At 67.8% G+C, this 22,963-nt stretch carries 20 protein-coding genes; 8 read left to right on the top strand and 12 right to left on the bottom strand.

The annotated features are described in order from the left end of the window. Window positions 1-53 precede the first annotated feature (53 nt). Window positions 54-1,142 (top strand): AmmeMemoRadiSam system radical SAM enzyme, encoded by a 1,089-nt coding sequence (locus tag TEF_19850; protein ID ANK82798.1) that lies wholly within the window; start codon window positions 54-56, stop codon window positions 1,140-1,142. A gap of 172 nt (window positions 1,143-1,314) precedes the next feature. Here the strand turns inward: TEF_19850 and TEF_19845 are convergent, their stop codons facing one another. Next, on the bottom strand, window positions 1,315-2,388 hold the full coding sequence (locus tag TEF_19845) for a hypothetical protein (protein ANK82797.1): 1,074 nt from the start codon (window positions 2,386-2,388) through the stop codon (window positions 1,315-1,317). Window positions 2,389-2,521: 133 nt separating this feature from the next. Here TEF_19845 and TEF_19840 point away from each other — a divergent pair, with 133 nt between their 5' ends. Then, complete coding sequence (locus tag TEF_19840; protein ID ANK82796.1) at window positions 2,522-4,084, top strand: acyl-CoA synthetase; 1,563 nt, start codon at window positions 2,522-2,524, stop codon at window positions 4,082-4,084. An 86-nt stretch (window positions 4,085-4,170) separates the two neighbouring features. On the opposite strand, the gene TEF_19835 is transcribed toward TEF_19840, so the two are convergent. Together TEF_19835 and TEF_19830 are read right to left on the bottom strand one after the other, a co-directional pair. Continuing rightward, entirely contained in the window at window positions 4,171-6,441 is a 2,271-nt protein-coding gene (locus TEF_19835) for an aldehyde dehydrogenase (GenBank protein ID ANK82795.1), read from the bottom strand. Window positions 6,442-6,452: 11 nt separating this feature from the next. Next, window positions 6,453-6,908 carry a (2Fe-2S)-binding protein gene (locus TEF_19830; GenBank protein ID ANK82794.1) on the bottom strand — a complete coding sequence of 152 codons (456 nt, stop codon included), beginning with the start codon at window positions 6,906-6,908 and terminating at the stop codon, window positions 6,453-6,455. Window positions 6,909-7,090: 182 nt separating this feature from the next. Here TEF_19830 and TEF_19825 point away from each other — a divergent pair, with 182 nt between their 5' ends. The 5 genes from TEF_19825 to TEF_19805 are packed head-to-tail and all read left to right on the top strand — an operon-like array spanning window position 7,091 to window position 11,401. After that, on the top strand, window positions 7,091-7,558 hold the full coding sequence (locus TEF_19825; GenBank protein ID ANK82793.1) for a sulfur oxidation c-type cytochrome SoxX: 468 nt from the start codon (window positions 7,091-7,093) through the stop codon (window positions 7,556-7,558). Then, window positions 7,545-8,063 carry a hypothetical protein gene (locus tag TEF_19820; protein ANK82792.1) on the top strand — a complete coding sequence of 173 codons (519 nt, stop codon included), beginning with the start codon at window positions 7,545-7,547 and terminating at the stop codon, window positions 8,061-8,063. Before TEF_19825 ends, TEF_19820 begins: the two co-directional genes overlap by 14 nt. Further along, window positions 8,063-8,392: a hypothetical protein gene (locus tag TEF_19815; GenBank protein ID ANK82791.1), complete on the top strand. Its 330-nt coding sequence runs from the start codon at window positions 8,063-8,065 to the stop codon at window positions 8,390-8,392. Before TEF_19820 ends, TEF_19815 begins: the two co-directional genes overlap by 1 nt. A gap of 4 nt (window positions 8,393-8,396) precedes the next feature. Next, window positions 8,397-9,161 (top strand): DNA repair protein RecO, encoded by a 765-nt coding sequence (locus TEF_19810; protein ANK82790.1) that lies wholly within the window; start codon window positions 8,397-8,399, stop codon window positions 9,159-9,161. Beyond that, the gene (locus TEF_19805) at window positions 9,158-11,401 is read left to right on the top strand and encodes a DNA topoisomerase IV subunit A (GenBank protein ANK82789.1); all 2,244 of its coding nucleotides are present in this window, start codon (window positions 9,158-9,160) and stop codon (window positions 11,399-11,401) included. The genes TEF_19810 and TEF_19805 overlap by 4 nt, the downstream gene beginning before the upstream one ends. A gap of 93 nt (window positions 11,402-11,494) precedes the next feature. Here the strand turns inward: TEF_19805 and TEF_19800 are convergent, their stop codons facing one another. The 5 genes from TEF_19800 to TEF_19780 all read right to left on the bottom strand — a co-directional run bounded on the left by TEF_19800 (window position 11,495) and on the right by TEF_19780 (window position 15,614). Then, window positions 11,495-11,827 (bottom strand): hypothetical protein, encoded by a 333-nt coding sequence (locus tag TEF_19800; GenBank protein ANK82788.1) that lies wholly within the window; start codon window positions 11,825-11,827, stop codon window positions 11,495-11,497. Window positions 11,828-11,873: 46 nt separating this feature from the next. After that, complete coding sequence (locus tag TEF_19795; protein ANK82787.1) at window positions 11,874-13,010, bottom strand: hypothetical protein; 1,137 nt, start codon at window positions 13,008-13,010, stop codon at window positions 11,874-11,876. Window positions 13,011-13,017: 7 nt separating this feature from the next. Next, window positions 13,018-14,193 carry a hypothetical protein gene (locus TEF_19790; GenBank protein ANK82786.1) on the bottom strand — a complete coding sequence of 392 codons (1,176 nt, stop codon included), beginning with the start codon at window positions 14,191-14,193 and terminating at the stop codon, window positions 13,018-13,020. Between the two features lie 84 nt (window positions 14,194-14,277). Beyond that, complete coding sequence (locus TEF_19785; protein ANK82785.1) at window positions 14,278-14,712, bottom strand: glyoxalase; 435 nt, start codon at window positions 14,710-14,712, stop codon at window positions 14,278-14,280. Beyond that, window positions 14,709-15,614, bottom strand: a complete 906-nt coding sequence (locus TEF_19780) for a hypothetical protein (GenBank protein ANK82784.1) — start codon at window positions 15,612-15,614, stop codon at window positions 14,709-14,711. The genes TEF_19785 and TEF_19780 overlap by 4 nt, the downstream gene beginning before the upstream one ends. A 146-nt stretch (window positions 15,615-15,760) precedes the next feature. On the opposite strand from TEF_19780, the gene TEF_19775 reads away from it, so the two are divergent. Beyond that, window positions 15,761-16,198 (top strand): hypothetical protein, encoded by a 438-nt coding sequence (locus TEF_19775; protein ANK83623.1) that lies wholly within the window; start codon window positions 15,761-15,763, stop codon window positions 16,196-16,198. Between the two features lie 21 nt (window positions 16,199-16,219). Here TEF_19775 and TEF_19770 read toward each other — a convergent pair whose 3' ends face one another. From TEF_19770 to TEF_19755, 4 genes are all read right to left on the bottom strand, one after another. Then, window positions 16,220-17,416, bottom strand: coding sequence for a hypothetical protein (locus TEF_19770; protein ID ANK82783.1), 1,197 nt, complete (start codon window positions 17,414-17,416; stop codon window positions 16,220-16,222). 99 nt (window positions 17,417-17,515) lie between these two features. Beyond that, entirely contained in the window at window positions 17,516-18,727 is a 1,212-nt protein-coding gene (locus TEF_19765; GenBank protein ANK82782.1) for a hypothetical protein, read from the bottom strand. Window positions 18,728-18,960: 233 nt separating this feature from the next. Continuing rightward, window positions 18,961-20,973, bottom strand: coding sequence for an RNA polymerase sigma factor RpoD (locus tag TEF_19760; GenBank protein ID ANK82781.1), 2,013 nt, complete (start codon window positions 20,971-20,973; stop codon window positions 18,961-18,963). A 20-nt stretch (window positions 20,974-20,993) separates the two neighbouring features. Continuing rightward, a complete protein-coding gene (locus TEF_19755) occupies window positions 20,994-22,850 on the bottom strand; it encodes a DNA primase (GenBank protein ANK82780.1) in 1,857 nt (618 codons plus the stop codon). Between the last annotated feature and the right edge of the window lie 113 nt (window positions 22,851-22,963).

Below are 22,963 nucleotides of genomic sequence, written 5' to 3'. Positions count from 1 at the left end.
GTCGCGTTCTTGAGTCCATTGTGCCACAGGGCCTGAACCGCCACGATGAAACAATGCTCGATCATGTAGGCACCGTGCCGGGCCGATACTATTCCATGCAGCCGGACGGACGCGTCCGCTGCGAGGTCTGCCCGCGCTATTGCCGGCTCCAGGACGGCCAGCGCGGCCTGTGCTTCATCCGCAAGCGCGAAGGCGCGCAGATGGTGCTCACCTCCTATGGCCGCTCGTCAGGGTTCTGCATCGACCCGATCGAGAAGAAGCCGCTCAACCATTTCCACCCCGGCACATCGGTGCTGAGCTTCGGCACTGCTGGCTGCAACCTGACCTGCAAGTTCTGCCAGAACCACGACATGTCGAAGAGCCGGGAGATGGACACGCTGGCGGACGCCGCGCCGCCGCAGATGCTGGCCGACACGGCGAAGCGGCTGGGCTGCCGCTCCATGGCCTATACCTACAACGACCCGGTGATCTTCCTGGAATACGCCGTCGACACGGCCATCGCCTGCCGCGAGGCGGGCGTGAAGAACGTCGCGGTCACGGCGGGTTATATCTGCGCCGAGCCGCGCGAGGAGTTCTACCGCCACATGGATGCGGCGAACGTTGACCTGAAGGCGTTCACCGAGAACTTCTACCGCAAGGTGACGGGATCCGAGCTGGCGCCGGTCAAGGAGACGCTGGCCTATCTGGTCAACGAGACGGACGTCTGGGTCGAGATCACCACGCTGCTGATCCCGGACGAGAACGACTCGGAGGCCGAGATCGAGGAGATGACGCAATGGGTCGTGGCGGCCCTGGGCCCCGACGTGCCCATGCACTTCACCGCCTTCCACCCGGACTTCCGCATGATGGACAAGGAGCGGACCCCGCCCGGTTCGCTCCACCGCGCCCGGCGCATCGCCCTGAAGAACGGCGTCCGCCATGTCTATGTCGGCAACATCCATGACGAGGCGGCGCAGTCGACCTACTGCCACGGCTGCGGGACGAAGGTGATCGGCCGCGACTGGCACCGGCTCTCCGACTGGCGGCTGGATCACCGCGGCGCCTGCGTGAACTGCGGCACGCAGTTGCCAGGCCGCTTCGACGGCCCGCCCGGCGACTGGGGCCGCCGCCGCCAGCGCGTGGTGATGCGGCAGGGGGCTTAGAACGCATGGGCGGGCGCCCCGGCGATGTCATGCCCGCCTCGTGCGGGCATCCGGGAAGAGCCGATGGCTGCTCCCGAGCTTGCACTACTGTCCCGACCGGACCCCCGCACAAGCCTGCCCCTGCCCCCGTTCGGGGGGCGGGGGTGACGCTGGGAAACGGTGATGGCGCGATTCAGATCAGGAAACCCTCGACCGTGTCCTCGTTCCAGTCGATGCCGAGGCCGGGCGTCTCGGGCGGCGTCGCCTTGCCGGCCACGACCCGCAGCGGCTCGGCCAGAAACGGATTGGCCCAGTCGACATATTCCAGCCAGTGCGCGGCGGGGCTGGCCGCCATCATGTGCACGCTGACTTCCGGGAAGAGATGGGTCGAGAGGCGGATGCCGGCCGCGTGGCACTGCTCGGCGGCGTTCAGCCAGTTGGTGATGCCGCCGATCTTGGCGACGTCGGGCATCAGCAGGTCGGCGGCCTCCGCCGCGATCAGCCGGCCGACCTCGGCGGGGCTGCGGGCATTCTCGCCCAGCTGGATGGCGGTCTCGGCATAGCCGCAGATCGAGGCGTAACCCTCGACGTCGTCATGGGCGATGGGCTCCTCGATCCAGGCGAGGCCGAGATCGTCGATCGCGGCGATGCGCGCCTTGGCGTCGGCGCGGGTCAGCGACTGGTTGTAGTCGCACATCACCGGCATGTCGGCGGGCACGGCTTCCATTACGGCCTCGACCACCTCCACGTCGGTGTCGATGTCGCCATAGCCAAGCCGCACCTTCACCGCGCCATAGCCCACGGCCAGTTCCGCGGCCTCGTTGGCCGCCGCGTCCGGCCCGATCAGGCCGAGCCCGTTCGAGTTGTAGGCGTCGATCTGGCGGCGCTCGCCGCCCAGCAGGCGCCAGAGCGGCAGGCCGGCGTTCCTGGCGAAGGCGTCCCAGACGGCCATGTCGATGCCGGCCACGGCCCAGCCGATGAAGCCCTCCATGCCGGCCAGGCGCATGGACTTCGACATGCGCTCGTGCAGGGGCCGCGGCGCAACGGCCTCCCCCTGGAGCGTCGCGCCGATGCCCTCGACAAGTTCGGCCAGGGCCTTCGCCAGCACCGGGCTGACCGCGAAGACATAGGCCCGGCCCGTGATCTCGCTGTCCGTCTCCAGGTCGACCAGCACGAAGGCCGTCTTCTCGACCGAGCCGCCGCCGGTCACCAGCGGCCGGTTCATGGGCACGAGGACCGCGCGCGCCGTCACGTTCCGGATCTTCATCACTCATCTCCCCCCGCTGCGGACGGCCGATTGTAGCGCAGGCCGGCGGTCTCCGTCGCCTCATCTGCGTCATTGCCGAGCGGCCGTCATCGGAGGAACAATGCGCGAAACGGCACAGGGGAGGAAGACGAGCATGAGCGACGGTCTTCATACGGGCATGACGTCGTCGGAGATGGTGATGCGCGATTTCCGGCGCTTCGGCGACCGGGTCGCCTTCGACGGCTATGGCGGGCGCTGCACCTATGCCCAGGCGCTGGATCTGGTCGCCCGCTATCAGGCGGTCTTCAAGCAGCACGGCGTGAAGCGGCGCGAGCGCATTTCCCTGCTCAACGCCAACCGCGCCGAGGCCTATCTGGCCGGCATCGCCGCGCAGGCGCTGGGCGTCTGCATGACTCCGCTGCACACGCTGGGCTCCCTCGAGGACCACCGCTTCACGCTGGAAGACGCGGAGATCGACTATCTCTTCGTCGACAGCGAGAACTACATGGACCGGGGCCGGGAGCTGACCGGTGGCGTCGGCCGGCTGAAGCAGACCTTCACGCTGGGGCCGGCGGACTATGGCTTCGATCTGCGCGCCGGGGCAGAGGCCGCAGGCGCGGTCAACCCGGTGATCGAGGCCCATACCGACGACCCGGTCTGGATCAGCTATACCGGTGGCACGACCGGCAAGCCGAAGGGCGGGTTGCGCACCCATCCCAGCTTCGTCGCCATGGCGACCTCGATCCTCGCCAGCTTCGAATTCCCCGCCTGGACCAACTATCTGGCCGTCGCGCCGATCAGCCATGTGGGCGGCACCAAGCTGCCGGCGGTGCTGCACCTGGGCGGCAAGGTCACCTTCATGAAGGGTTTCGACCCGGAGGAGGTTCTGGCGACCATCGAGCGCGAGCGGATCACCACGAGCCTGCTGGTGCCGACCATGATCTACCTGCTGCTCGACCACCCGAGGCTGGAGAAGACGGACCTCTCCAGCCTCGAATACCTGCTCTATGGCGCTTCCCCCATGTCGCCGACGCGGCTGATGGAGGGGCTGGAGCGCATCGGTCCGGTCTTCGGCCAGCTCTACGGCCAGACAGAGGGCTATCCCATCTCGGTGCTGCGCAAGGCCGATCACGACAGGAAGCGGCCCGATCTGTTCGCCTCCTGCGGCTTTCCTTGTCCCAACGTGCAGGTCCGCCTGCTGGATGAAGACCTGAACGAGGTGGCCGAGGGCGAGCCGGGCGAGATCTGCGTCCGTTCCGGGCAGGTGATGGACGAGTACTGGAACCGCCCCGAGCAGACCGCCGAGACCTTCGCCGGCGGCTGGCTGCACACCGGCGACATCGCCCGTGCCGACGAGCAGGGCTATCTCTATATCGTCGACCGCAAGAAGGACATGATCGTCTCCGGCGGCTTCAACGTCTTCCCGCGCGAGATCGAGGACGTGCTGACCTCCCACCCGGACGTCGCCATGGCGGCCGTCATCGGCGTGCCCGACGAGAAATGGGGCGAGGCGGTTAAGGCGCTGATCGTGCCGAAGGCGGGCGTCAGGCCCGATCCGCAGGCGCTGATGCAGCTGGTCAAGGATCACAAGGGCGCGGTGCAGGCGCCGAAGTCGGTCGATTTCGTCGACGAGATCCCGGTCACGCCCATCGGCAAGCCCGACAAGAAGGCCATCCGCGCGAAATACTGGCCCGATTCCGGGCGCATGGTGGGGTAGCGCGCGGCATCCGATCATCGGGCAAAACAGAAACGGCGCCGGATCGCTCCGGCGCCGCTCCCGTTTCCGTTGCCCTTGGAGAAGCGTCAGCCGAGCGCGGCCTTCACCTTCTCCGGCGTGATCGGCAGGTCGCGCACCCGCGCCCCGGAGGCTGCGAAGATCGCGTTGGCGATCGCCGGGGCCGTGACCGTCACGCCCGGTTCGCCCGCGCCGACCGGGTAGTGGCCGGTGGACAGCACCGTGACGTCCAGCTCCGGCATGTCCTCCATGCGCAGCGGGGTGTAGGTGTCGAAGTTGTCCTGCTGCAGGGCGCCGTTCTCCATGGTGGCCAGTTCCTTGGTGGCCAGCGAGACGCCCCAGAGAGCGCCGCCTTCCACCTGGGCCCTGACGCCGTCCGGGTTGACGGCGGTGCCGACGTCGATGACCAGGGTGAGCTTCTGGATGTCGAACTCGCCCGTGGACTTGTCGACCGCCACCTGTGCGGCGCAGGCCGTCCAGGTGGGCGTGGCGCGTTCCTGGGCGGAGACCGCCGCCAGGCCGACGCCGGTGCCGGACGGCATGCTGCCGCCATAGCCGGCCTTGTCGGCCGCCATCTGCAGGACGTTCGCCAGCCGCTTCGCGCCGCCCACCGACATGGGCGCCGCGCCGGCGTTCTTGCCGGTGGCGTCGAGCATGGCGAGCTTGAACTTCAGCGGGTCGATGCCGGCCTTGTGGGCCATCTCGTCCAGGAAGCACTCCACCGCCCAGAACGTCCAGCCCGGCGCCACCGAACGGAGCTGGCCGGCCGGCGTCGCCGCCTGGGCCAGTTCCGACTTGATGGTCCGGACCGTCTGGTTGGGGATGGTGTACCAGTGGTCGGAGCCGTTGATGGAGAACGGGTCGACCTTGCCCGACTTGTCGGCGGAATCGGCCAGGAAGGCCGGCGCCTGACGGGCGGTGGCCCAGGCCGAGACGACCTGCTGCTCCATGCCGACCATCCTGCCGTCGCTGGCCCCGCCGCGCAGCACCTGGTGGGTGATGGTGCGGGTGAAGTCCATCAGGTTGTCGGCCTCGCGGCTGTAGATCAGCTTGACCGGCTTGCCCGCGGACTTCGCGGTCAGCGCCGCCACCACGATGTAGTCGGATTCCAGCCGGCGTCCGAAGCCGCCGCCCAGAAGGTACTGATGCACGACCACCTGCGTCGGCTCGATCTGCAGCGCCGCCGGCACCAGACCCAGCGCCAGGGTCTGGAACTGGTTGCCGGTGTGGATGTGGTAGACGCCGTCCTTGACCTCGACCACCGCATTGAGCGGCTCCAGCGGCGCATGGATGTTGAGCTGCGTCGTGTAGGTCGCTTCGTGGGTGGTCTTGGCGCCCTTGATGGCCGCCGCCGAGTCGCCGTCCATGACGAAAAGCTGCGCGCCCTTGCCGGACTTCTGCAGTTCCTCGGCTTCCTTCAGGATGTCCGCCGAGGAAACCTTCGCTGTCGGGCCCTCGTCATAGGAAACCTTGAGCGCGTCCCGGGCCTTGATCGCCTGCGGATAGGAATCCGCCAGCGCCACGACCCAGCCGGTGGTCGTCATGGTGGGATCCTCGATCACCACATGGCCCTGATAGCCGGCGACCTTCTTCGCCGCGCTCTCGTCGACCGAGGTCACCTTGGCGCCGTAGCGCACCGGCGGCACCTTGGGCGTGCCGTAGACCATGCCGTCGACGAAGACGTCGAGGCCGAACTGTGCCGAGCCGTTGGTCTTGGCTGGGATGTCCAGCGCGGGGACCGACTGGTTCACATAGCGCCAGGTCGTCGGGTCCTTGAGCTGGATGGCCTTGAGTTCCTCCTCGGAGAACTCGCGCGGCTCGACGCCCTGGCCGACCAGCGCGCCATAGCTGATCTTCCGGCCCGAGCCCGAATGCACGACCATGCCGTCCTCGGTGGAAAGCTCCGAGGCCGGGACGCCGAACATCTTCGCCGCCGCCTCGACCAGGGCGATGCGGCCGGCGGCGCCGGCGCGCGACATCTGGTCGAAGGTCCAGTTGACCGACCACGAGCCGCCGGTGACGAACAGGCCGTATTGCGGCGCGGTCGAGACATAGCGGATCGAGACGTTCTCCCACGGCACGTCCAGTTCCTCCGCCAGCGCCTGCGCCAGCGGAGTGCCCACATGCTGGCCCATCTCGGCCTTGGTGATGTTGACGGTGACCTTGCCGTGGCTGTCCATGTCGAACCAGACGTTCGGCGCGAAGGTTCCCTGCGCCATGGCCTCGCGGATACCCAGCGGGCCGCCCAGCAGGGCGTAACCCATGGTCAGCGTGCCGACGGCCATCGAGCCCACGAGAAAGCCGCGGCGCGAAAGGGCGATCTTTTCCTGTTTGGTCATTGTCGCCTCCCTCACGCCATATCGGCCGCGGCGCGCGCCACGGCCTTCTTGATACGCGTGTAGGCCATGCAGCGGCACAGATTGCCGGTCATGGCATTGACGATGTCGTCCTCGCTGGGATTCCTGTTCTCGGCGAGGAAGGCGGCGGCCGTCATGATCTGGCCCGACTGGCAGTAGCCGCATTGCGGCGCCTGTTCGGCGATCCAGGCCTTCTGGACGGGGTGCTGGCCGTTCGGGTCCAGACCCTCGATGGTCGTGATCTCCACGCCCTCGGCGGCCTCGACCGGCGTGACGCAGCTCCGCGTCGCGACGCCGTCGATATGGACGGTGCAGGCGCCGCAGAGCCCCTTGCCGCAACCGAATTTCGTGCCCGTCATACGCAGATGTTCCCGGATCACCCACAGCAAGGGGGTATCCGCGGGGACATCGACCGATTTGGTCGCCCCGTTGATCTTGAGCGTGGTCATGTTACCTCCCGTTGAGCGCCCTTGTTTTTTCCGGCGCCTGCTTCTCTGTTGTTGGCAGGTGATTGTCGCGGGACTCGCCTTGACGGCAGCTTGTTTCGACCCGTTAATCAATCCCCAATGGAAGAAATAGTGGGGGACGCTACGTCATTCTGTCAAACCTTCATCGTTTCGCTTGCGTCCCGATCGTGCTCGCGCCGCTTTTCGTGATCGCCTTCGCGCCTCGGCCCGCCGCCGCCTGCGGCGATCCCGTCGCGCCCTATGAGGTCAGCGAGGGCGGCGTGATCGAGCGGCCGCTCTGCGGCCTGGCGGGCGACGCGGAGCGGGGCCGGGCGGTGGTCGCCGGCCGCCGCGGCAACTGCCTGGCCTGTCACGCCGCGCCCATTCCCGAGGAGCCGTTCCACGGCACCATCGGCCCGCCGCTGCATGGTGTCGGCGCCGTCTTCTCGGCCGGCGAACTGCGTCTCCGTCTGGTGGATTCGACCCGGGTCAACCGGGCGACGGTGATGCCGCCCTTCCACCGGGTCGAGGGGTTGCACGGCGTCCGCCGCGACCGGGCGGGTCAACCCATATTGAGCGCGAGGGAGATCGAGGACGTGATAGCCTATCTGCTCACCCTGACGGAGGACGCACCCGCCGATGAAGCCCGGTGAGAGCAGAGATGCCGGCACGAGCCGGCGGCGCCTGCTGGGCTGGGCGGTCGGGCTGTTGACGCTCGGGACCGCCCCGGCGGCGCTGGCCGAGAGCGTGCGCAACCGGCTGGCCCGCTTTCGCCAGACCTTCCCGACGCCGCCCGATCCCGACTATGCCGAGCGCATGGTCGCCCGCGTGCTGCGCGGCCGCGAGCCGGCGCCGGACCTGATCGAACTGGACCTGGGCGGCATCGCCGAGAACGGCGAATCGGTGCCGCTCGTCTTCGACGTGAACTGCGCCATGGAGGGCTCGGACTACCCGGCGGTGGTCCACATCTTCGTCATCGACAATCCCTTTCCCGAGGTCGCGCGCTACCGCTACGGGCCGTGGAACGGCAGCGCGCGGACCGAGATGCGCATGCGCATGCGCCAGAGCTCCGAGGTCGTCATCGTCGCCGAGATGGCCGACGGCCGCGCCGGGCTGGTGCGCAAGCGCGTCGAAGTGCTGGCCGGGGCCTGCGGCTGATGGCGGGGACGGACCGGCGCATCCACGTGCCCGAGCGCGTCCGCCGCGGCGAGGTCTTTCTGGTGCGCACCCTGGCGCGGCATCCGATGGAGCCGGGCGTGCGTTTCGACGCCGGCAACCTGATCGTGCATCCGCGCCACATCCTCCAGGCGGTCACGGCCTTCTACAACGGCGTCGAGGTCTTCAGCGCCGACTGGTTCAGCTCGGTCTCGGCCAACCCCTATCTCAGCTTTCACCTGAAGGCGGTGGACTCCGGCCTGATCGAGGTGATCTGGATTTCAGACTACAACGCACGCAGCAGCGCCAGCGCCCGGATCGAGGTGGTCTGAAGCCTTGGAATGGACCGATCAGGCCATCGTGCTCTCGACCCGCCGGCACGGCGAGACGTCGGCCATCGTCTCCCTTCTGACCCGGGAGCGGGGGCGGCACGCGGGCCTGCTGCGCGGCGCGGGCTCGAAGCGCCTGCGTGGCGTCGTCATGCCGGGCAACGAGGTCCGGGCGAGCTGGCGCGCCCGCATCGCCGATCATCTGGGCACGGTCCATGTGGAGCCCGCGATGTCCCGGGCCGGTTTCATCATGGACGATGCGGCGCGGCTGGCGGCGCTCTCCAGCGCCTGCGCCCTGCTCGATCAGGGCCTGATGGAGCGGGAAGCCCATCCGGCGCTCTACAACGCCACCGCCGTGCTCTTCGATGCGCTGGCCGCCGCGACGGACGACTGGGCGGAGGCGTATTTCGCCTGGGAACTGGGATTTCTGGCCGAACTCGGTTTCGGACTCGACCTGGAGAAGTGCGCCGGCGACGGGCGGCGGGAGAACCTGGGCTACGTCTCGCCGAAGTCGGGCCGCGCCGTCTCGCTGGAGGCCGGCGCGCCCTGGCGGGAGAAGCTGTTGCCCCTGCCGCGCTTTCTGGTGGGCGAAAGGGGCCGCCCGATCGCGAATCATCCCCGGACGGATCTCGCCGACGCCGCGCAGCTCACCGGCCACTTCCTGGAGCGGCATGTCTTCAGCCATGAAAGCAAGGGGATGCCGGCTGTCAGAGGACGATTTGTGGAGATCCTGTTGCGTGAGACCACAACATCTGGTGATTTGAACCCATGACTGAACAGACCCCTCCCGAACGCGAGAACATCCAGCCCGTCCCCCTCGGCGAAGCGCTGAGCGAGCGCTATCTGGCCTACGCACTCTCCACCATCGTCTCCCGTTCGCTGCCCGACGTGCGCGACGGGCTGAAACCGGTGCACCGGCGGCTGCTCTATGCGATGCGGCTGCTGCGCCTCGACCCGGACGCCGGGTTCAAGAAGTGCGCGCGCATCGTCGGCGACGTGATGGGCAAGTTCCACCCGCATGGCGATTCGGCGATCTACGACGCGCTGGTCCGCCTGGCGCAGGACTTCGCGGTGCGCTATCCGCTGGTGGAGGGGCAGGGGAACTTCGGCAATGTCGACGGCGACAATGCCGCGGCCATGCGCTACACCGAGGCGCGGCTGACGGAGATCGCGGAGCGGCTGCTGGAGGGCATCGACGAGGACGCCGTCGACTTCCAGCCCACCTATGACGGCGAGGAATCCGAGCCGATCGTCCTGCCGTCGGCCTTCCCGAACCTGCTGGCCAACGGCGCCTCCGGCATTGCCGTAGGCATGGCCACCAACATCCCGCCCCACAACGCGACCGAGCTCTGCGAGGCGCTGGAGCTGCTGATCCGCAAGCCCTCGGCCAGCGTCGCCGAACTGATGGAGCACGTGCCGGGGCCGGACTTTCCCACCGGCGGCATCCTGACCGAGGACCGGGCAAGGATCGTCGACGCCTACGAGACCGGCCGCGGGAGCCTGAGGCTCCGGGCGCGCTGGGAGAAGGAGGAAACCGGCCGCGGCGGCTACCAGATCGTGGTTCACGAACTGCCCTACCAGGTCCAGAAGGGCAAGCTGGTGGAGAAGATCGCCGGCCTGATCAACGACCGGAAGCTGCCGGCGCTGGCGGACGTGCGCGACGAATCGGCCGACGACGTGCGGCTGGTGCTGGAGCCCCGCGCGCGCACCGTCGACGCGGACGCGCTGATGGAGCAACTGTTCCGCCAGACCGATCTGGAGGTCCGCTTCGGCCTCAACATGAACGTCCTCGACGCCACGCGCACGCCCCGGGTGATGTCGCTGAAGGAGGCGCTCGTCGCCTTCCTCGACCACCGCCACGTGGTGCTGGAGCGCCGCACGCGGCACCGGCTGGCGAAGATCGCCGACCGTCTCGAGGTGCTGGGCGGCTATCTCGTCGCCTTCCTCAACCTGGACGAGGTGATCCGCATCATCCGCACCGAGGACCGGCCGAAAGAGGTCCTCATCAGCCGCTTCGAACTGACCGAGCGCCAGGCCCAGGCGATTCTGGACATGCGTCTGCGTCAGCTCCGCAAGCTGGAGGAACTGGAACTCCGCAAGGAACACGAGGCGCTGACCGCCGAGCAGGCCGATCTGGAAGCGCTGCTGGCCGACGAGAAGCGGCGCTGGAAGACGATCGCCGGCCAGATCCGCGAACTCCGGAAATGGCTGACGGAGCGCCCGGATCTGGGGCTGCGCCGCACCGGCTTCGCCGAAGCGCCGTCGGAGGAACTGGCGCAGGCGGCCGAAGAGATCCTGGTCGAGAAGGAGCCGATCACGGTGATCTGCTCGGAGAAGGGCTGGATCCGCGCGGCGCGCGGCCATATCGATCCCGGCAGCGAGCTCAAGTTCAAGGAAGGCGACCGCAGCCGCTTCGTCATTCAGGCGCAGACCACGGACCGGCTGCTGGTCGTGGCCACCAACGGCCGCATTTTCACCCTGCCCTGCGACCGGCTGCCCGGCGGGCGCGGGCATGGCGAGCCGATCCGCCTGATGGTCGACATGGACAACGAGCACGACATCGTCGACCTGTTCGTCCACAAGCCGGGCCGCAAGCGCCTGATCGCTTCCGACGCCGGCCGCGGCTTCGTCTTCGCCGAGGATGAGGTGCTGGCCTCGACCCGCAATGGCAAGCAGGTGCTGAACGTCGGTTCCGGCGAGGAGGCGAAATGCGCCGTTCCCGTTCCCGCCGAGGGCGACATGGTCGCGGTGATCGGCGAGAACCGGAAGCTGCTGGTCTTCCCGCTGGAGGAACTGCCCGAGTTGACCCGCGGCAAGGGCGTGATGCTGCAGCGCTACCGCGACGGCGGCCTGGCCGACATCAAGTGCTTCGCGAAGGCCGACGGGCTGACCTGGATCACGGCCTCGGGCCGGGTGATGCGGGAGGACGACCTGATGGGCTGGCTCGGCAAGCGCGCCTCCGCCGGCCGCCTGCCGCCGCGCGGCTTCAACAAGTCCGGCAAATTCGGCTGAGGCCGGATCAGCGTGTCATGCCCGCTTCATGCGGGCATCCGGTCAAACCGACGATTTGCGGCGAAGGCGCCCCGGATCTCTTGCGCCTACCGGTCAGGCCAGCTCCGCGCAGTCGATACAGCGGGCGGCGGCGGGATCGATGAGCAGGCGCTTTTCGGCGATCTCCTCGTCGCACTCCGTGCAGTAGCCGTAGTCGCCGGACTCGATCCGTTCGAGAGCCACGTCGATGCGCTGGATCTCGCGGATCCGGGTCTGCTCGGAGGCCTTGGCCATTTCCTGCTGCTGCATCGCGTCCATGCGGCTGAGACGCCCGACCTTGCTCTGGTCGAGTTCCACGGCGCGCCGGGACTCGGCCGACATGTCGCGCAGCTCGGTCAGCGCCTGGCGGCGCTCTTCCAGCAGCTTGCGGAACTTCTCGCTATCCATTCGCGAAGCCTAACCGGCCCTGCCCCGGCCCGTCGACCGCGGCGAGTCAGGCCGTCGCCGCTTCCATCGTGGTGCAGTAGTGGATCAGCGCCGGCTCGTTCCGGCCATAGGTCACGTGATCCTGCATCGCCGCCATGTGGCCCGCCTGGATACCCTCGCTGAGCGGGAAGTCCTCCTTGTCGACCGTGGCGATCGCCAGATCGATGTTCTTGTCGTAGAAGGCCTTCGCCTTCTCGGTCTCGACCTTCTGCGGCGTGTAGACCGAAACCTCGACACGGGCGCGGTCAGGGGCGCCGTCGGGGTAGGAACGCCACATCTCCACATGGCCGGCCTGCATGATGAAGGTGACGTGCGGGAAGAAGGTGTAGACGATCGCCGTCTCCGGGATCAGCTTCCAGTCGTCCTCCGGCCGGTCCCTCAGCTCCATGATCCGCCGCCGCGGCACCACCAGGCGGGAATTGCGGCCGAACTCGTCGAACGGCATCAGGTTGGAAAAGAAGATCGGCCCCACGGTGTCCTTGTGCAGGTACTGCAGATGGTAGCCTTCCATGAAGGTCTCGGGGCTGAGCTTCCAGTTGAACTTCCGCCGGATCGTCAGGTGGCGATAGGGGTGGAAGTTCTCGAAGCCGTAGCCCTCCATGTCCCTCTGCATGCCGCCCAGGGCCTCGTCGATGTCGACCGGTTCGCCCTCGGGCTGGACGAAGATCAGGCCGTACTTCTCGATGGCGTTCATCTCGAACAGGCCCTGTTCGGCCTTGTCGACTTCGTCGAAGCTCTTGGCGTCCGGGATGCCCTTCAGCCGGCCTTCCAGGGTGTAGGTCCAAGCGTGATAGGGGCAGGAGAACATCTTCAGGCCGCAGCCCTCGCCCTCGACCAGGCGCGCGCCGCGGTGGCGGCAGACGTTCTTGAAGGCGCGGACCTTTCCCTGGCGGTCGCGCACGATGATCGCAGGGATGCCGGCGATGTCCTCGGTGACGTAGTCGCCGGGCTCCGCAACCAGGTTGCTCATGCCGATCAGCAGCGGCCACTTGCGGAACACGGTTTCCTGCTCGCGCTCGAAACGCTCAGGGCAGGTGTAGGCCGACACCGGATTGCGGTGCATTCTGTCGGCGTAGGTCGTCGTGCCTTCCTCGACGTGCCGCATGACACGCCGGACCATCTGGATCTGATCTTCGTGACGCATTTTCCTGTCAGTCCTCCATGCCGGGCAGGCTGTCCAGACCCAGGTGGCGGCGGATGCCGGAGTGGTAGTGGGTCAGCGACGGCTCGTTCTTGCCGTAGATGACTTCCTTCTGAAGGCGCGCGGCGGCATTCTCCTGAATGGTCGCGCCGAGGGTGAAGTCCTCCGACTCGACCGTCTTGATCGCCAGGTCGAAGTTCTTGCGCCAGAAATTGTCCGCCTTCTCCGACTTCGGCGCCTCGGGGATGTAGGAGGTCATCTCGATCTGGCACTCGCCCGGGTTGTCGCCCGTCGGCGAGACCCGCCAGAGTTCCACGTTCGCCGCACCCTGGATGATCAGCATGGCCTGCGGGAACAGGCTGTAGATGAAGCCGGCGTAGGGGATCAGATCAACCTGCTCTTCGGGCCTGCCGCGCAGTTCGTCGAAGGTCTTGCGCGCGATCACCATTCGGTGGTGGTCGTCATAGGCGTCGAAGGTCGACAGGTTGGTGTGGATGATCGGATCGATCGTGTTCTTGTGCAGCGCCGAAATGTGATAGCCCTCCATGAAGGTATCCATCACGAACTTCCAGTTCATCGGCCTGACGATGCGGATGGTGTCGTAGAAGACGTAGCTCTCGAAGCCCCATTCCTCGATCTCGCCCTCCAGCGGCCCCAGTGGGTCCCTGTCGGAAACCGGCGCGTCGCGGTTGATCGGCCCGGCCCAGATCAGGCCATGGGATTCGCGGACGGGGATGTCGATCAGACCCTGTTCGGCCTTGTCCACCTCGTCGAAGCTGCGCGCGTCCGGGATGCCCTTCAGCCGGCCTTCCAGGGTGTAGGTCCAGGCGTGATAGGGGCAGGAGAACATCTTCAGCCCGCAGCCCTCGCCCTCGACGAGGCGCGCGCCGCGGTGGCGGCAGACGTTCACGAAGCAGCGGGCGACGCCCTGCCTGTCGCGCACCAGGATCAGCGGCACGCCGTCGACCGTGTCGGTGGCGTAGTCGCCGGGATTCGGGATGCGGCCGGTGAGGCCCAGCAGCACGGGGCGGTCGCGGAAGAAGACCTGGCGCTCGCGCTTGTGGCGTTCCGGGTCGGCATAGGCCGACATCGGATTGCGGAACATCCGCTCCTTCTTCGCCGTCGAGCCCTCGTCGAGGTACTTCATCAGACGGCGCATCAGTTCGAGCTGCCGGTCGCGGCGCATGGCGAACCTCCCCAGGTTCCAATTTAGTACGTTAGCGTACTATTTGGCGGGGAGGTGCAAATGTCAAGATGGCTCGGCGCCGCGTCACGCGTCTTCGGGCGCCTCGTGGGCTCTGGGCCAGTAGGTGCCGAAGTTCCACAGCTGGCCCTCCGGGTCCCGGCAGCCGAACTCGCGGCTGCCATAGGGGGTGTCGGCGATTTCCCGCTCGATCGCGGCGCCGGCCGCCTTCGCCTGCTCGTACAGCGCATCCGCGTCGTCGACGGCGATGTAGACGGACTGGCCGCCCGAGTCCCCGCCGGGCGCGCCCACCTTCTTCGAGAAGTCGTCGTCGCGGTGATCGCCCATCATCATCATGGCGGAGCCGAAGGCGATCTGGGCGTGGGCCACGCCGCCATCCTCGCCGTCGACGATGAAGTGACGCTGGAAGCCGAAGGCCTTTTCCAGCCAGTCGATCATGCTGCGCGTGTCGCGGTAGCGGCGGGTGGCGTAGATGCGGGGCGGCTCGATATCGGCGCTCATGACGGTCCTCCGTTCGGTTGCGTTCCGTCGAGCATGCCGACTTCGGGCTGGCGCATATTGAACGAATTTGACCTGACATAGGCCGTCGGACTCAGGCCGGCGAAGCGGCCGAAGCTGCGCACGAGATGCGCCTGATCGGCATAGCCGGCGTCGTAGGCGGTGGCCGCCCAGTCGAAGCCGTTTCGATGCGCCAGACGCAGCGCGTGCTGGAAACGCAGGATGCCGGCGACGGTCTTCGGCCGGTGGCCGACCGCTTCGTGGAAGGTCTGGATCAGGTGGCGGCGGCTCCAGCCGACCTCGCGGGCGACGTCGCCGATGCGGACCCCGCCCGCGCTCCCACAGATCAGCCGCCAGGCGTGGACGACCTCGCCCCGGGGCGCCGCCGCGTGGGCCAGCCTGTCGCGGACGAAGCCATCCAGCAGACGGAAGCGCGCAGGCCAGTCGCGCGCCGCGCGCAGGCGGTCTTCCAGCTCCCGCGCCGATGGGCCGATCACATCCTCCAGCGCCGCGACCTGGCCGGTCAGCTCGTGCAGGGGGCGGCCGAAGAAGGCGCGCGCGCCGAAGGGGGAGAAGTCGGCCTGCATGCAGGCAGCCCGCTCCTGGAAGCGGACAGTCGTGAAGCGGTCGATCAGGCCGGCGGCGAAGCTGTCATGGGCCCGCGCAGCCGCGTCCTCGTCGGCCGGATGGATGACGAAGCGGGAGCCGAAATTGACGATGACGGGGAAGAACAGCGCCGCCGGCATCCGATCGACGGAAAGGCTCGAGACCGTTTCGCTGTAGCCCTGATAGCGCAGCGCCAGATGGGCGATGTCGGCCCCCGGCCGCATTTCCAGCGCCTCGAAGGCGCCGGGGACGCCGAAGTCCTCGATCGGTCCGATGACGGGGCCTGCGGCGATCTTCATGAACGGCTCTCCCTGGCGGCGGCGGAATCCTACCATTGCCGCGGCCGTAGCGCATGCGCCGGGGGGAGCGACGCCGCGCCGCCTTCGCACTGTCCGCCGGCTGGGCTAGTGAAGCAGCGCCTGCAGCCTTCGAGGAGTTCGAGAACATGCCGCGCCGCTTCCTGCTTTTCATTGTCCTGCTGCTCTGCGGTCCGGCCCTGGCCCACGACTACGAGAAGGGCGGCATCCACATCGCCGATCCATGGACGCCCGCGCCGATCGGCATGGCGAAGGTCATGGCGGGCTATTTCGAGATCATTTCGATGAAGGAGACGCCTGACCGGCTGGTCGGCGCACGCTCGGCGCAGGCCGACCGGGTGGAACTGCACGGCCACTCGGAGGTCGACGGCGTGATGCGCATGCGGCCCGTGGAGGCGGTCGAGATCAATCCCTTCGGCGGCGCGGAACTCGAACCCGGCGGGCTGCACCTGATGATCATGGGCCTGACCCAGAAGGTGGAAGCCGGCGACCGCATTCCCGTCACCCTGATCTTCGAGCACGCCGGCGAAATCGAGGTCAAGCTGACCGTCAAGCCGCGGGAATAGGGACGCGGGAGGTTTCGACGCTCAGATCGCGTCTTCGTCCGGCTTGTGGGGGCCGTCCTTGCGGAAGGGCGAGAGCTCGCCGAGATAGTCCATCTCCCGCTCCACCTCGCGGCGTTCGTGCTCCAGATACTCGGCGACCGCGCGGCGGAAGCCGGGATCGGCGATCCAGTGCACCGAGTGCGTCGTCACCGGCAGGTAGCCGCGGGCCAGCTTGTGCGGCCCCTGCGCGCCCGCCTCGACGCGTTGGAGCCCGTGGCGGATCGCCCAGTCGATGGCGCGGTAGTAGCAGAGCTCGAAGTGCAGGAAGCGGTGGTCCTCGACGCAGCCCCAGTAGCGGCCGTAGAGCGCCCGGGTCCCGGCGAGATTGAGGGCGCCTGCGATGTAGCGGCCCTCGCGCTTCGCCAGCATCAGCACGACGCGGTCGCCCAGCCGCTCGCCCAGCAGCGAGAAGAAGCGCCGGTTGAGATAGGGCCGGCCCCACTTGCGGCTGCCGGTGTCCATGTAGAACGCGTAGAACGCGTCCCAGTGATCCTCGCTCAGGGCGTCGCCGGTGACTTCCTCGACCTCGATGCCGTTGGCGAGCGCCTCGCGGCGCTCCTTGCGGATGGCCTTGCGCTTGCGTGACGAAAGCGCGGCGAGGAAGGCTTCGAAATCCGCGTAGCCCTCGTTGAACCAATGGAACTGCTCGCCGGTGCGGTGGAGCAGGCCGAACTCGCGGCCGATCTCCGCCTCGGCTTCGGTGGGGTAGGTGACGTGCAGGCTGGAGACGTCGAACTGCTCGGCCACGCGCACCGCCCCCTGCAGCAGCATGCGCACGACATGGGCATGATCCTCGCCCGCGCGGACCAGCAGGCGCGGGCCCGTGGCCGGCGTGAAGGGCACGGCGATCTGCAGCTTCGGGTAATAGCGCCCGCCGGCGCGCTCGAAGGCGTTGGCCCAGCCGTGATCGAAGACGTACTCGCCCTGACTGTGGGACTTCACGTACATGGGCGCCGCGCCGACCAGCCGCCCCGCGGGATCCTCCAGCAGCAGGTGCTGCGGCATCCAGCCCTCCTCGGCGCTGGCGCAGCCGGATTCCTCGAGCGCCAGCAGAAAGGCGTGGCAGACGAAGGGATTGTCACCGCCCGCACAGGCGTCCCAGTCCTCGGCGGCGACGGTCGAGATGTCGCCCGTCACCTTCAGGGTGAAGGCGTCGGCGCTCTCCTCGGATTCACCCATGGCGATGACGGCTACTCCAGATCGCGGCAGGCCGCACTACTGTAGGCGCTGGAGGGCCGCGATCCAACCGGGCCCGACCGGACGGGGCGGCGGCGGCGGTCAGCGCCGCGCTTCCACCAGCACACCGGCTTCGCGCAGCGCGGCCAGCCGCGCGTCGTCGAGGCCCAGCCGGCTCTGCAGCACCTCGGCGTTGTGCTCGCCCAGGAAGGGCGCGGTCAGATCCAGTTCGCCGGGGAAGTCGGAAAAGCGCAGCGGCATGCCGGGAATGCGGAAGGTGCCGACGCCGCGGTCGTGGATCGTGCGCACGGTGCCGCGGCCGATCAGGTGCGGGTGGTTGGTCGCCTCCGCGACGCTCAGCACCGGCGCCACCGGCACGCGGGCCTTCTCCAGCGCGGCGATGGCGGCGGCGTCCGATTCGAAACCGCCCAGCCAGGCCTCGATCAGGTCGGACAGGGTCTCGCGGTTTTCCAGCCGCTTCTCGGGCGTGGCGAAGCGCGTGTCCTCGCGCAGATCGGGACGCTCCATGGCGCGGCACAGCCGTTCCCACTGCTCGCCGATGGCGACGATGACGATGAAGCCGGTCTTCGCCTGGTAGATGCCGAGCGGCGCCACCAGCGGATGCAGGCTGCCCGAACGATGGGGCGTGTCGCCCGACATCGAATAGGTCTGCACGTTGATCTCGTGAGCGTGGAAGTAGAAATCGACCAGCGAGATGTCGAGATACTGCCCGTCCCCGCCGGTGCGCTCGCGGTGGAACAGCGCGCCGTTGATGGCCGCCAGCGCCGAGATGGCGGTGCCGACGTCGCCGACGGCCAGTCCCGCCAGGGGCGGCTTGCCGTCCGGGTCGCCGATCATGGAGGTCACCCCGGAAAAGGCCTGGGCGATGTAGTCGAAGCCCGGCAGGTCCTTCAGCGGTCCCGACTGGCCGAAGGCCGAGATCGAGCACATGATCGCCTTCGGATTGACCGCATGGACCACGTCCCAGCCGAGGCCGAGGCGGCCGATCACGCCGGGCGAGAAGTTCTCGATGACCACGTCCGCCTGGGCGATCAGCCCCTTGAGCAGCTCGATCGCGTCCGGGTTGCGCAGGTCGACGCAGACCGACTTCTTGCCCTGGTTGTGCTGGACGAAATAGGCCGAGCGTCCCTCCCGCAGCACGGGCAGGACGCGGCAGAGATCGCCGTTGGGGGCGACCTCGATCTTGATCACCTCCGCACCCATCTCCGCCATCAGGCGGGTACAGGCCGGACCGGCGATGAACTGCGTGAAATCCAGGACGGTGACGCCGTCCAGCACGTGACGATGAGCCAAAGGCTCCCCTCCCCAGGAACAACCAGTCCGATAGCTAGCCGATTGCCGGGCGCAAGGGAATGGGTCGCCGGCGCGGCTCAGGGCTGCATCGTCCTGACGTCATCCCCGATGGCTTTGGCGCCACTCGGGGATCGGCAGAAACCGGGTCCCGGAGTCCCATGGGCCCTCGATGCCCGCGCGCCGGATGGCGGCGGGCATGACAAGGAGGGGAGGGACGCCGGTCAGCAGTCGGTTCAGTTGTCGAGGAAGCTGCGCAGCTTGCGCGACCGCGAGGGGTGCTTGAGCTTGCGCAGCGCCTTGGCCTCGATCTGGCGGATGCGCTCGCGGGTGACCGAGAACTGTTGGCCGACCTCCTCCAGGGTGTGGTCGGTGTTCATGCCGATGCCGAAGCGCATGCGCAGGACGCGTTCCTCGCGGGCGGTCAGACTGGCCAGCACGCGGGTCGTGGTCTCGCGCAGGTTGGAGTGGATCGCGCTCTCGATCGGCAGGATGGCGTTCTTGTCTTCGATGAAGTCGCCCAGATGGCTGTCTTCCTCGTCGCCGATCGGCGTCTCCAGGCTGATCGGCTCCTTGGCGATCTTCATCACCTTGCGGACCTTCTCCAGCGGCATGCCGAGCTTCTCGGCCAGTTCCTCCGGGGTCGGCTCGCGGCCGATCTCGTGCAGCATCTGCCGGCCCGTGCGGACCAGCTTGTTGATGGTCTCGATCATGTGCACGGGAATGCGGATGGTGCGCGCCTGGTCGGCGATGGAACGGGTGATCGCCTGGCGGATCCACCAGGTGGCGTAGGTGGAGAACTTGTAGCCGCGGCGGTACTCGAACTTGTCCACCGCCTTCATCAGGCCGATGTTGCCTTCCTGGATCAGGTCCAGGAACTGCAGGCCGCGGTTGGTGTACTTCTTGGCGATGGAGATGACCAGGCGCAGGTTCGCCTCCACCATCTCCTTCTTGGCCCGGCGGGCGTCGCGCTCGCCCTGCTGGATCGTGGAGACGATGCGGCGGAAGTCGCTGATGGTCAGACCGGCCAGCGCGGCGACGATGCGGAACTCGTCGCGCAGGGCCTCGACGCGCTCCAGTTCGTTGGAGGCGAAGGCCATCCAGGGCTTGCCCTTCTTGGCGACCTCTGCGGTCCAGTTCTCGTCCAGCTCGGAATCGTAGTGCGCGTCGAGGAACTCCTGGCGGTCGACGCCATGCTTCTCGGCCAGGCGCAGCAGCTTGCCGTCGGCGGCCATCAGCCGCTTGTTCAGCAGATAGTGCTCCTCGACCAGCATCTCGATGCGCGGATTGTTGAAGCGGATCGACTTCATCTTCTCGACGATCTCGCCGTGCAGCTTCTGATAGCGCCGGTCGGAGGAAACCGAGACTTCCTCGCCGTCCAGCGCCGCCTGGACCCGCTTCTCCTGGGCGCGGTCGACGCGCTTGAACAGTTTCGCGATCTCGTCGAACTGCTCCAGCATCTCCGGCTTCAGCGCCTCTTCCATCGCCGCGAGCGAGAGCGTGGTGTCGTCGAAATCGTCGTCATCGTCGTCGCTGGTGGAGGCGGACGACTCGTCGTTGTCGTTGTCGGCATCCTTGGCCGGCGCGCCGGTCTTCGCCTCGGCGGACCCGGCCTCGTCGCCGGACTTCCCGGCGCCGGACTTCCCGGCGTCGCCATCGTCCTCGTCGTCGGAATCGTCGTCGCTCGCCGACGGACCCTCGGGCTTGCCGTAGGTGCTTTCCAGGTCGATGACGTCGCGCAGCAGCATGTTGCCGGCGACGATCTCGTCGCGCCACTCGACCAGCATGCGCATGGTCAGAGGGCTTTCGCAGAGGCCGCCGATCATGGCTTCGCGGCCGGCCTCGATGCGCTTGGCGATGGCGATCTCGCCTTCGCGGGAGAGCAGCTCGACCGAGCCCATCTCGCGCAGGTACATACGCACCGGGTCGTCGGTGCGCTCGGCGGCCTCGGAGGAGTTGCCGGACGTCGTGGCGACCTCCTGCTTGGTCTCGTCGGCCTGCTCTTCCTGCTCCTCGGACTCGATGACGTTGATGCCCATTTCCGAGAGCATGGCCATGATGTCCTCGATCTGCTCCGATGAAACCTGGTCCTGCGGCAGGGCCTTGTTGAGCTCGTCATAGGTGACGTAGCCCCGCTCCTTCGCCTTGGCGATGAACTTCTTCATGTCCTGCTTGGCGACGTCGAGCAGCGGTCCGTCGCGCTGTTCGGGCGCAGCGGCGGTTTCTTTCTCGGAAGCTTTGGTGGCCATGTGTGTCCTGTCGTTTCTGTTCACGCCTCGGCCTGGGCGACGCCGCTTGCGGTCGGCTCGCTGGCCATGAGGCGGTCCAACTCCAACTTGAGCGCGGATACCCGGTCGAACGCCTCGGCGCTCAGTTCCCGTCGGGCAATGGTAACCGCCTCATTCAACTCCTCCTGCACCGCCTCGATGCGATAGTGGTGCAGCGTTGCGTCGAATTGCTCCCTTATCTCGCTGTAGGGAGTATCCTTGCGGCTCTTGAAGCTCAGCCTAGCGGCGTTCGGCGCACTCAGGCGCGCGATCAATCGTTCGTAGCCAGCCGCAAGGAGATGGCGTGACAACGCGCCGCTGTCAAGCTCCGCCTGCCGCATCGCCGCGTCGCGCATGATGACGAGCGCCCGATCCAGATCATCGTGGCGCAATTGCAACGCATCCAGTTGCTCGCCGAATTCCTCGAGCAGTTCCGGCCAGGCCAGCAGCGCGGCGACGATGGTTTCCTCGGGCACGCGGCCGGCGTTGGCGGGCAGGGAGGCCCGCAGCGCCGTCAGGTCTTCCTCCTCGCGGCGAAAACCGCGCTGGCCCGGTTGCCCGGGACGCCAGGGCCGGTCGTCGCGCCTTGACGGACGCCGGAAGGCGGCGCGGGCGCGGGCGCGGAAATCGTCCAGGAAGTGACGGCGGATGGTCTCGTCGGCGATCTGGAAGGCCAGGCGTTCGAGATCCTTCTCCAGAGCCGCGCGCCGTTCGGGCGTCCCCAGTTCGCGGTCCGCTGTCGCCGCGCGCCAGAGCGTCTCGGCGATGCCGGCGGTCCGGCCCAGCAGTTCGCGCATGGCGTCCGGGCCCTGGCTGCGCACCATGTCGTCGGGATCGAGGCCTTCGGGCAACAGCGCGAAGCGCAGCGACTTGCCCGGCTTAAGGACCGGCAGCGCGCGTTCGGCGGCCCGTTGCGCCGCGCGCAGGCCTGCCGCGTCGCCGTCCAGGCAGAACACGGGCTCGGCGGTCATCTGCCAGAGCAGGGCGATCTGGTCCTCGGTCACCGCCGTGCCCAGCGGCGCGACGGCGTGGCGGAAACCGGCCTCGGCCAGCGCGATCACGTCCATGTAGCCCTCGGCCACGATCACGGTGCCGGCGTCGCGCGCCGCTTCCCGCGCCATGGCCAGGTTGTAGAGCGCGCGGGACTTGTGGAACAGCGGCGTCTCCGGGCTGTTCAGGTACTTCGCCCGCGCCTCGCCCAGCGCCCGGCCGCCGAAGGCGATGACCCGGCCCCGGCGGTCGGCGATGGGAAACATCAGGCGGTTGCGGAAGCGGTCATAGGCCGCCCGGCCATCATCGGGCTTCGCGATCAGGCCGGCCTCGATCTGCTCCGCCTCGGTGAAGCCGCGGTCCAGCAGCGCCGACTTCAGCCCGTCATTGCGGTCCGGCGCGAAGCCCAGGCGGAAGTCGCCGACGGCCTTCGCGCCGACGCCCCGGCGCTCCAGATAGGCGCGCGCCTCCGCGCCGGCGGCGCCGTGAAGCTGGGCGGCGAACCATTTCGCCGCCGCCTCGTTGGCCTCGGCCAGGCGCGACATGCGGTCGGCCTTCTGGCGGTCCTCCGGCTGCATCTTCGGCACGTCCATGCCGGCAGCCTCGGCCAGGCGCTCCACCGCCTCGGGGAAGGACAGCCCCTCGATCTGCATGACGAAATCGAAGGCCGAGCCGTGGGCGCCGCAGCCGAAGCAGTGATAGTCGTCGCGGTCCTCGGAAACCTTGAAGGAGGCGGTCTTCTCGCCATGGAAGGGGCAGCAGCCCCAGTGGTCGCGGCCCCGCTTCTTCAACTGGACGCGCCGGCCGACCAGCTCCACGACGTTCGTGCGGGCGCGCAGTTCATCCAGGAAGTGCTTGGGAAAGGCCAACTTCGTCCTGTCTTCATCCAGTTTCGGCGGGAGCCATACTCATGCCAGATCGGGAGCGATATGGCGAATCGAAAGGCCGTTTTCAGGTCCGCCGATTGCCGGTACTGTCCGGC

It is taken from the genome of Rhizobiales bacterium NRL2, from assembly GCA_001664005.1.
In the GTDB taxonomy this organism is placed as follows: domain Bacteria; phylum Pseudomonadota; class Alphaproteobacteria; order Minwuiales; family Minwuiaceae; genus Minwuia.
Note: the sequence above shows the minus strand (reverse complement) of the source record. Positions and strands in the feature narration are given on the sequence as shown.